We start from the raw sequence: 8,209 nt of genomic DNA on the forward strand, positions 1-8,209 counted from the left end.
CAAGGTCGCCGCCCTGGCCGACGCGCTCGCCGCCGCCGGCCCGGAGGAACTGGAGGTCGTGGCGTCCTACCTGTCCGGGTCGCTGCGGCAGCGCCGCACCGGGGTCGGCTGGCGCTCGCTCGTGGACCGACCCGCCGCGGCCGACACCCCGACCCTGTCCGTCCTCGAGGTGGACGAGGCCTTCGCAGCGCTCGCGCAGCTCGCCGGCGCCGGCTCGCAGGCCGCGCGGCAGGGACTGCTGGCCGAGTTGATGCGGGCCGCGACCGCGCCGGAGCAGGCGTTCCTCGCCGGCCTGGTCACCGGGGAGACGCGGCAGGGCGCGCTGGAGGGACTCCTGCTCGCCGCCGTCGCGGAGGCCAACTCCGTCCCGCCGGACTCCGTTCGCAGGGCCGCGATGTTCGCCGGGTCGATCCCGGTGGTGGCGGTGGCGGCCCGGGCGGGTGGGGAGCCGGCGCTCGCGGCGATCACGCTGCAGGTGGGTCGTCCGGTGCTGCCGATGCTCGCGTCCAGCGCCCCGACGGTGGCGGAGGCACTCGACCGGTTCGGGGCCGGGACGGCGGTGGCGGTGGAGGCCAAGCTGGACGGGATCCGGATCCAGGTGCACCGCGACTCCGACGACATCGCGGTGTACAGCCGCAGCCTCGACGACATCACGACCCGGCTGCCCGCTGTCGTGGCCGCCGTCGCCGCCCTGCCGGCCCACCGGCTGGTGCTGGACGGCGAAGCGCTCGCGCTGCGTCCGGACGGACGCCCGATGCTGTTCCAGGACACCGCGTCCGCGCAGGCGGACCTGGTGCCGTTCTTCTTCGATCTCCTGCACGTCGACGACCTCGACCTGGTGGACGAGCCGACAGCGGTGCGGTACGAGCACCTGAGCCGGCAGGTACCCGACGACCTGCGGGTCGACCGGCTGGTGACCGGTGACGTGGCCGCCGCCGAGGCGTTCTCGCGCCGGGTGCTGGCCGCCGGCCACGAGGGTGTCGTGATCAAGTCCCTCGACGGCGGCTATGCCGCGGGACGCCGGGGCGCGAACTGGGTGAAGGTGAAACCCGTGCACACCCTCGACCTGGTCGTGCTGGCGGTGGAGTGGGGCAGCGGACGGCGGCACGGGTGGCTGTCGAACATCCACCTCGGCGCCCGCGATCCGGGGACCGGGGGGTTCGTGATGCTGGGCAAGACGTTCAAGGGCATGACCGACGAGATGCTCGCCTGGCAGACCGAGCGGTTCCTCGGCCTGGAGACCCGCCGCGAGGGCCACGTCGTGCACGTCCGGCCCGAACAGGTGGTGGAGATCGCGTTCGACGGCCTCCAGCGCTCCACCCGGTACCCGGGCGGGGTGGCCCTGCGGTTCGCCCGCGTGCTGCGCTACCGCGACGACAAGCGTGCCGAGGCGGCCGACACGATCGACGCGGTGCGCGCCCTCGCCTGAAGACCTGCAACGTTTCCGAACCGCCACGCGTGGTGGGGATGACCGGCTAGGTTGGAGATCCACCCACAGGCACAGGAGTGATCGTCGTGACCACGTTGTACGTGATCGGGACGGTCGCCGTCGTGCTCGGAGCCATCGGTCTGCTGGTGGACGGCGCGCTCGACTTCGTCCCGGACAGCGAGTGGTTCTCGGTCACCGGGCTCGCCGCCGGGGTCGCGGTCTACGCGTTCACGACCGGCATCCTGGTCGGCACCGGACTGCCGCTGGGCGTGGCCTCGCTGCCCGGTGCTCTCGCTGCCCTCGTCGTGATGGTCGGCGCCAGCTGGCTGATCTACCGGCTGCGCAACTCCGGCACCGAGCACGACACGAGCGCGTCCCGGATGATCGGGCTGGGCGGCACGGTGATCACGCCGACCGGCCCGGGCCTGACCGGCGAGATCGACCTCGTCCTGGCCGGCGAGCGGCACCGCATGAACGCCCTCTCCGACGACGACATCCCGGCCGGCGGACGGGCCGAGGTCGTCGACGTCGTCTCCCCCACCTGCGTCCGCATCATCCAGCTTCGCTGAACCGCCCCACTCTCCGAACCGGAAGGAATCACCGTGTTGGACAACCCGATCTTCGGCATCGTCGGGATCCTGCTCGCCCTGGCGCTGGTCATCTGGTTGGTCGCGTCGCGCTACCGCGTGGCGAGGCCGAACGAGGCCTTCGTGATCACCGGACGCGGCGGCAAGCGGATCCTCGACCCGTCCACCGGCCAGACCACGGTCGACCTGTCCGGCCAGAAGGTCGTGCGCGGCGGCGGGGCGTTCATCATCCCGCTGATCCAGCAGCTGAGCGTCCTCGACCTGTCCTCGCACCGGATCGAGGTCGGGGTCACCGGGGCCTACAACGCCAAGGGCATCAAGCTGAACGTGCACGGCGTCGCGATCGTGAAGGTCGGCGCGACGGACGAGGCGATCCGGGCGGCCGCGCAGCGGTTCAACGCCCAGCAGGGCGCGATCGAGGAGTTCTGCCGCGAGGTGCTCACCGGATCGCTGCGCTCGATCATCGGCGCGATGGAGGTGGACAAGATCATCTCCGACCGCGCGGCCTTCGCCCACCGCGTCGCGGAGGCGTCCGAGGCCGACCTGTCCGGCCAGGGCCTGATCATCGACACCTTCCAGATCCAGGACATCGCCGACTCCGAGGGCGGCACCTACCTGCGCGACCTGGGTCGTCCCGAGGCGGCCAGGATCCGGCAGCAGGCCGACGTCGCCGAGGCGGAGGCCCGACAGCTGTCCGAGCAGGCGAAGGCGACCGCGGAGCAGGCGATCGCCGCCGCGCAGCGCGACCTGGCGCTGAAGCGGTCCTCGATCCAGGCCGAGACCGACCGGGCCTCGGCCGAGGCGGCCAACGCGGGCCCCCTCGAGCAGACCGCGCAGCAGCAGCGGCTGGTGTCCGCCCAGCAGGAGGTCGCCACCCAGCAGGCCGTGCTCACCGAGCGCCAGCTGGACGCGACCGTGCGCCGGCAGGCCGACGCCAAGCGCTACGAGACCGAGACCCTGGCCGCCGCGCAGAAGGCCTCCGCGCTCCTGGCCGCCGACGCCAAGCGGTACGAGACCGAGACCAGGGCTGCGGCGGAGAAGGCCGCCGCCCTGCTCGCCGCCGAGGCCCAGAAGGCGGCCCGGATCGCCGCGGCCGAGGCGCTCAGGGCCGAGGGAGAGGCGGAAGGCGCGGCCAAGCTGGCGACCGGCACGGCGGACGCGGACGTCGCGCGGGCCCAGGGCGAGGCGCACGCCGCGGCGACGCTGGCCACCGGCTCCGCCGAGGCGGACGTGCTGGACAAGAAGGCCGAGGCGTACGGCCGCTACAACCAGGCGGCCGTGCTCGACATGGTGGTGAAAGTGCTCCCGGAGATCGCCCACGAGGTGGCCGCCCCGATGGGCGCCATCGACCAGCTGACCGTCATCTCGACCGACGGCGCGTCCGACCTGACCAAGAAGGCGACCACGACGATGGCCGAGCTGCCGGGAGTGATCAAGCAGCTCACCGGCCTGGACATCACCGAGCTGCTCGGTGCCTACGCGGCGAAGGCGGTCGCCCCGAAGGAACAGACACCGGCCGGTTAGGCTGGTCCCACCCCACCCACAGGAGATCCACATGTCCGTTCTGATCCGCGTGGCCACCGGCCTCGCGTCCGCCCTGCTGCTGGTCGGCTGTTCTGCGCCGGCCGCGCCAGCGACCGCTCCGACCACCGCTCCCGCATCCTCCGGGACCACCGCATCGACCGCTCCGACCACCTCCGCCGCCGAGCCCGACGCCGGCTCACAGTCGGCCGCGGAGGCGTGCGACGCGCTGAACGCGGCGATGGCCGACGCGACCAGCACCATGCAGTCCGCGATGTCCGACATCGGCTCTGATCCCAGCCAGGCGGTGAAGGCGCTGGAGAAGTTCGAGCAGACCTTCGCCGACTCGGTCGATGCCGTGAGCAACACCCGGGTGAAGGCGCAGGCCGAGAAGGCGCTGACCGCGACGAAGAAGATGATCTCCGCGCTCGAGGCCGCGATCAAGGACCCGACGAAGGCCGGGTCCATCCAGGCCGCCATCACCGACTTCCAGTCGGAGATGACCGAGCTCGGCACGGTCTGCGCCGGCTGAACGGCCGGGCACTACCCGCGGCAGCCGGACTGCTCTAGTGTCTTGCGCAGCCTTCGGGGAGGAGAGCCGTGCCTCGACCCACCATGATCGGCGGCCTGGTCGCCGCCGCCGCTGCCGGCGCGACCTTGCTGGCCGGGTGCTCCGGCGTGGCGATCCCGGGGCTCGGCAACAGCACCCCCGCAGCGAGCGTCAGCGCGAACCCGCAGGTGAAGGCGGCCTGCGCGGCGATCAGCAAGGAGCTCTCCGGTGCCTCCACCGACCTCCAGAGGGCGATCTCCGTGGCTGCGACCGATCCGGCCAAGGCCCAGCGGATCATGGCCAAGCGGCAGAAGAGCCTGGCGAAGGTCGCGGCCACGCTCGACAACGCCCCGGTGCGTGCGCAGCTGGAGAAGCTCGCGTCCTCCGTGCAGGCTCTGGTCGACAGTCTGGGCGCGGTGACGCAGGACCCCACCAAGCTGGGAGCGGTGACGAGCGCCGCCTCGGGGCTGCTGCAGGACGTGTCGTCGCTGCAGGCCCTCTGCGCGTCCTGATTCGCTCGGTTCAGGACAGGGTGCGCAGGCTGAGCAGCAGTCCGGCCGCGACGCTGACCATGACCGCGGCCACGCACAGGTCGAAGACCCGCCATGCGACCGGCCTGGCGAACAGCGGACGCAGCACGCGCGCGCCGAAGCCGAGCGCGGAGAACCAGAGGATGCTGGCGGCCATGGCGCCGAGCGCGAACACCCAGGGCGCCGGGTAGGTCGAGGCGATCGAGCCGAGCAGGACGAGCGTGTCCAGGTACACGTGCGGGTTGAGCCAGGTGAAGGCGAGCGCGGCCAGGGCCACCGGGACCAGCCGGGCCGGCTCGCCGGCGCCGTCGGCGACCATGGCCTCCGGGTGGAGGGCGCGGCGGAGGGCGGCGACCGCGTACCAGAGCAGGACCGCGCTGCCGAGCACGGTGACGGTGGCCAGGACGACGGAGTGCGCGGCGATCACCGCGCCGACCCCCGCGGTGCCGAGGCTGATCAGGATCACGTCGCTCAAGGCACAGATCGCCACCACGACGCCGACGTGCTCACGGCGCAGCCCCTGCCGCATGACGTAGGCGTTCTGCGCGCCGATGGCGACGATGAGGCTGGAGCCGAAGCCGAAGCCGGACAGGGCAGTGGTGAGCACGCGACGACGCTACGACGACGATGGATTGCAGTCCAGCGAATGTTTCTCGGGTATCTGTAGCAGAGCTTAAGATGTTGCCATGGAGTGGGACCTCGCCCAGTTGCGGGCACTCGCCGCGGTGGCCGACCACGGGACGCTGGAGGCCGCGTCCAGGGAGTTGCACCTGACCCCGTCGGCGGTGAGCCAGCGGCTGAAGGCCCTGGAGCGGGCGGTCGGGGCCGTGCTGTTGCGGCGAACCCGACCGGTGACGCCCACCGACGCGGGCCGTCCGGTGCTGCTGCTGGCACGGCAGCTCGCCGCGCTCACCACCGACGCCGAATCGGTGCTGGAGTCGGCGGCGACGGCGCGTCCGGTGGTGCGGCTGGCGGTGAACGCGGACTCGCTGGCCACGTGGGTGCTGCCCGCGCTGGCGTCCGTCGCCGGCGAGGTGCGGATCACGTTCGTGCGGGAGGACCAGGACCACACCGCCGACCTGCTGCGCGACGGGACGGTGATGGCGGCGATCACCAGCCAGCGAACCCCGGTGCAGGGCTGCACGGTGGAGAGTCTCGGCGCGATGCGGTACCGGCCGATCGCGTCCAGGGAGTTCGCGGCGCGCTGGTTCGCCGGCGGGGTGGCCCCGGCGGCGCTGGCGTCCGCCCCGGTGGTGGTGTTCGACGAGCGGGACCGGCTGCAGACCGAGCGGCTGGAGGAGGCGGGGGTGCCCTGGGGCACGGCGCCCTGGCACATGGTTCCGGCCAGCACCCAGTTCTCCGAGGCGGTGCGCTACGGCTACGGCTGGGGGATGCTGCCCGACCTCGAGGGCAGGGCCTGGGACGGGGTCGATCTCGCGGCCGTGCCGGGCTCCTGCCTGGCGAACCACGACGTGGCGCTGTACTGGCAGCAGTGGTCGCTGCAGACCGCGAGCCTCGACGCGGTGGCTGCGGCGGTCCGGGCGGGCGCCGCCGCGTCCCTCCGGCAGCAGTGACGCGATCCGTCCACTCGTCGCGTCCCGCGCATGCCGTGGCGCCCCATCTGGACCCACCTGTGGCCGGATCGCGACAGATCGGGTAAGCAGGTACCTGAGGAGGAGCGATGGGGAAGGGTTACGTGGAGCCGGAATACCAGCGCGACACCAGGTACATCCCGGACCGGATCACGCGAGACGCGCGCGACGGCTGGCCGGTGGAGGCCGGACGCTACCGGTTGGTGGCGGCGCGGGCATGCCCGTGGGCGAGCCGGGCGATCATCGTGCGACGCCTGCTGGGGCTGGAGGACGCGATCAGTCAGGGCCTGTGCGGGCCGACCCACGACCCGCGGTCATGGACGTTCGATCTCGATCCGGGCGGCGTCGACCCGGTGCTGGGGATCGAGCGGCTGCAGCAGGCGTACTTCGCGCGGTTCCCGGACTACCCGAAGGGGATCACGGTGCCGGCGATCGTGGACATCCCGAGTGGCGAGGTGGTGACGAACGACTTCGGTTGGATCACGATCGACTTCGAGCGCGAGTGGACGGACTTCCATCGCGAAGGCGCGCCGCAGCTGTACCCCGAGCATCTGCGGGCGGAGATCGACGAGGTGAACTCCTGGGTCTACACCGAGGTGAACAACGGGGTGTACCGGTGCGGTTTCGCCGGCAGGCAGGCCTCCTACGAGGCGGCGTACGACCGGTTGTTCGCGGCGCTGGACCGGCTGGAGGAGCGGCTGAGGACGCGGCGCTACCTGGTCGGCGACCAGCTGACCGAGGCGGACGTCCGGCTGTTCACGACGCTGGTGCGGTTCGATCCGGTCTACCACGGCCACTTCAAATGCAATCGGAACAAGCTGGATGAGATGCCGGTGCTCTGGGCGTACGCGCGCGACCTGTTCCAGACGCCCGGGTTCGGGGACACGGTGGACTTCGGCCAGATCAAGACGCATTACTACGTGGTGCACCGCGACATCAATCCGACCGGCATCGTGCCGAAGGGGCCGGAGCTGTCCGGGTGGCTCGAACCGCATGGGCGCGAGAGCCTCGGCGGCCGGCCGTTCGGTGACGGCACTCCCCCGGGCCCGGTGCGGGCGGGCGAGGAGGTCCCCGCGATCGGCTGAGTTCGGGCGCGCCCGGGATCAAGCCGCTCCGGTGACCGGCGGCCGGTGCCGCAGGACGAGCCGGACATTCGCCGGCGGGGTCAGTTCCGGCGCAGCCGTTCCCGCAGCTTCAGCAGTTCCTTGCGCTGGGCCTCGGTGAGGCTCTGGATGCCGTTGGCGTTGATCTGGTCGAGCAGGGCGTCGAGCTGCTCGCGATCGGAGAGGCGGCGCATCTCCTGGCGCACCTCGGAGCGGGGGACGTGCCGCGTCCGCGCGGCGGCTGGCCTGCGGGTCGCGGGCCGTCCGGGGATCCAGTCGTAGGCGCCGAGGAGACCGAACCGGCGCGCCATCACGGCGACGAGGAGGAGGCTGAACACGAGGCTGAGCAGGGATCCGAAGTCTCGGTAGGCGATCATGCTGAGCGCCTGGACGGCGACGATGGCCATCCCGAAGACCCACGCGGGGATGCCGAAGAAGAAGGGGCGGTTGGGGTACTCCGCGATCCACAGGAGGAGGACGGCGAGCTGGATGAGGCCGAGCCCGGCAAGGACCGTCCCGCTCAGCCCGGGGATGAGGCTCACCAGCGTCGAGGCGATGGTCAGGCCGGCCCACGCCCCGACGAGGAGCCAGAGCATGCGCGAACGTCCGACCAGGCGCTCGAGCTCCGTCCCGAAGTACCACAGCATGAGGGACGTGAACACGACGCTGATCGAGTTGGCGAGCGGCCAGGTGAGGATGCGCCAGACCTCGCCGTCCACAACGGCACCCGGCCAGTAGGCGAGGCCGTAGATGATCTCGGGGCTGGCCACCCACATGATGCCGGACAGCAGCCCGATCACAGCGACGAGCACCGACGTCGACACGTCGATGCTGCCGATCCGGAACCAGGGGTCCTCCGGGGACGCGAAGTGTCGGTTCACAGCATCTAGGTTGCCA

General features: G+C 71.8%; 9 protein-coding genes. 7 read left to right on the forward strand and 2 right to left on the reverse strand.

What is annotated here, in order from left to right; genetic code table 11:
• From QM633_RS03365 to QM633_RS03385, 5 genes are all read left to right on the forward strand, one after another.
• On the forward strand, positions 1–1,429 hold a 1,429-nt coding region (locus QM633_RS03365), incomplete at its 5' end, for an ATP-dependent DNA ligase (RefSeq protein ID WP_415152315.1).
• Positions 1,430–1,515: 86 nt separating this feature from the next.
• On the forward strand, positions 1,516–1,998 hold the full coding sequence (locus QM633_RS03370; protein WP_415152316.1) for an NfeD family protein: 483 nt from the start codon (positions 1,516–1,518) through the stop codon (positions 1,996–1,998).
• 33 nt (positions 1,999–2,031) lie between these two features.
• The gene (locus tag QM633_RS03375; protein ID WP_415152317.1) at positions 2,032–3,540 is read left to right on the forward strand and encodes a flotillin family protein; all 1,509 of its coding nucleotides are present in this window, start codon (positions 2,032–2,034) and stop codon (positions 3,538–3,540) included.
• 31 nt (positions 3,541–3,571) lie between these two features.
• Positions 3,572–4,069: a hypothetical protein gene (locus tag QM633_RS03380; RefSeq protein WP_415152318.1), complete on the forward strand. Its 498-nt coding sequence runs from the start codon at positions 3,572–3,574 to the stop codon at positions 4,067–4,069.
• A 68-nt stretch (positions 4,070–4,137) separates the two neighbouring features.
• Entirely contained in the window at positions 4,138–4,599 is a 462-nt protein-coding gene (locus tag QM633_RS03385) for a hypothetical protein (RefSeq protein WP_415152319.1), read from the forward strand.
• 10 nt (positions 4,600–4,609) lie between these two features.
• On the opposite strand, the gene QM633_RS03390 is transcribed toward QM633_RS03385, so the two are convergent.
• A complete protein-coding gene (locus tag QM633_RS03390) occupies positions 4,610–5,224 on the reverse strand; it encodes a LysE/ArgO family amino acid transporter (protein WP_415152320.1) in 615 nt (204 codons plus the stop codon).
• Positions 5,225–5,303: 79 nt separating this feature from the next.
• Here QM633_RS03390 and QM633_RS03395 point away from each other — a divergent pair, with 79 nt between their 5' ends.
• Together QM633_RS03395 and QM633_RS03400 are read left to right on the forward strand one after the other, a co-directional pair.
• The gene (locus QM633_RS03395; RefSeq protein ID WP_415152321.1) at positions 5,304–6,191 is read left to right on the forward strand and encodes an ArgP/LysG family DNA-binding transcriptional regulator; all 888 of its coding nucleotides are present in this window, start codon (positions 5,304–5,306) and stop codon (positions 6,189–6,191) included.
• 107 nt (positions 6,192–6,298) lie between these two features.
• On the forward strand, positions 6,299–7,294 hold the full coding sequence (locus QM633_RS03400) for a glutathione S-transferase family protein (RefSeq protein WP_415152322.1): 996 nt from the start codon (positions 6,299–6,301) through the stop codon (positions 7,292–7,294).
• Between the two features lie 80 nt (positions 7,295–7,374).
• Here QM633_RS03400 and QM633_RS03405 read toward each other — a convergent pair.
• Positions 7,375–8,209: rhomboid family intramembrane serine protease (locus tag QM633_RS03405; protein ID WP_415152323.1), on the reverse strand; the 835-nt coding region annotated here is incomplete at its 5' end.

The sequence above is a fragment of the Propionicimonas sp. genome (assembly GCF_047606205.1).
Taxonomy (GTDB): domain Bacteria; phylum Actinomycetota; class Actinomycetes; order Propionibacteriales; family Propionibacteriaceae; genus Propionicimonas.

Bases quoted from the DNA above. Each gene is read 5' to 3' on its own strand.
- QM633_RS03380 (WP_415152318.1), top strand. From the start codon at position 3,572: ATGTCCGTTCTGATCCGCGTGGCCACCGGCCTCGCGTCCGCCCTGCTG.
- QM633_RS03395 (WP_415152321.1), top strand. From the start codon at position 5,304: ATGGAGTGGGACCTCGCCCAGTTGCGGGCACTCGCCGCGGTGGCCGAC.
- QM633_RS03400 (WP_415152322.1), top strand. From the start codon at position 6,299: ATGGGGAAGGGTTACGTGGAGCCGGAATACCAGCGCGACACCAGGTAC.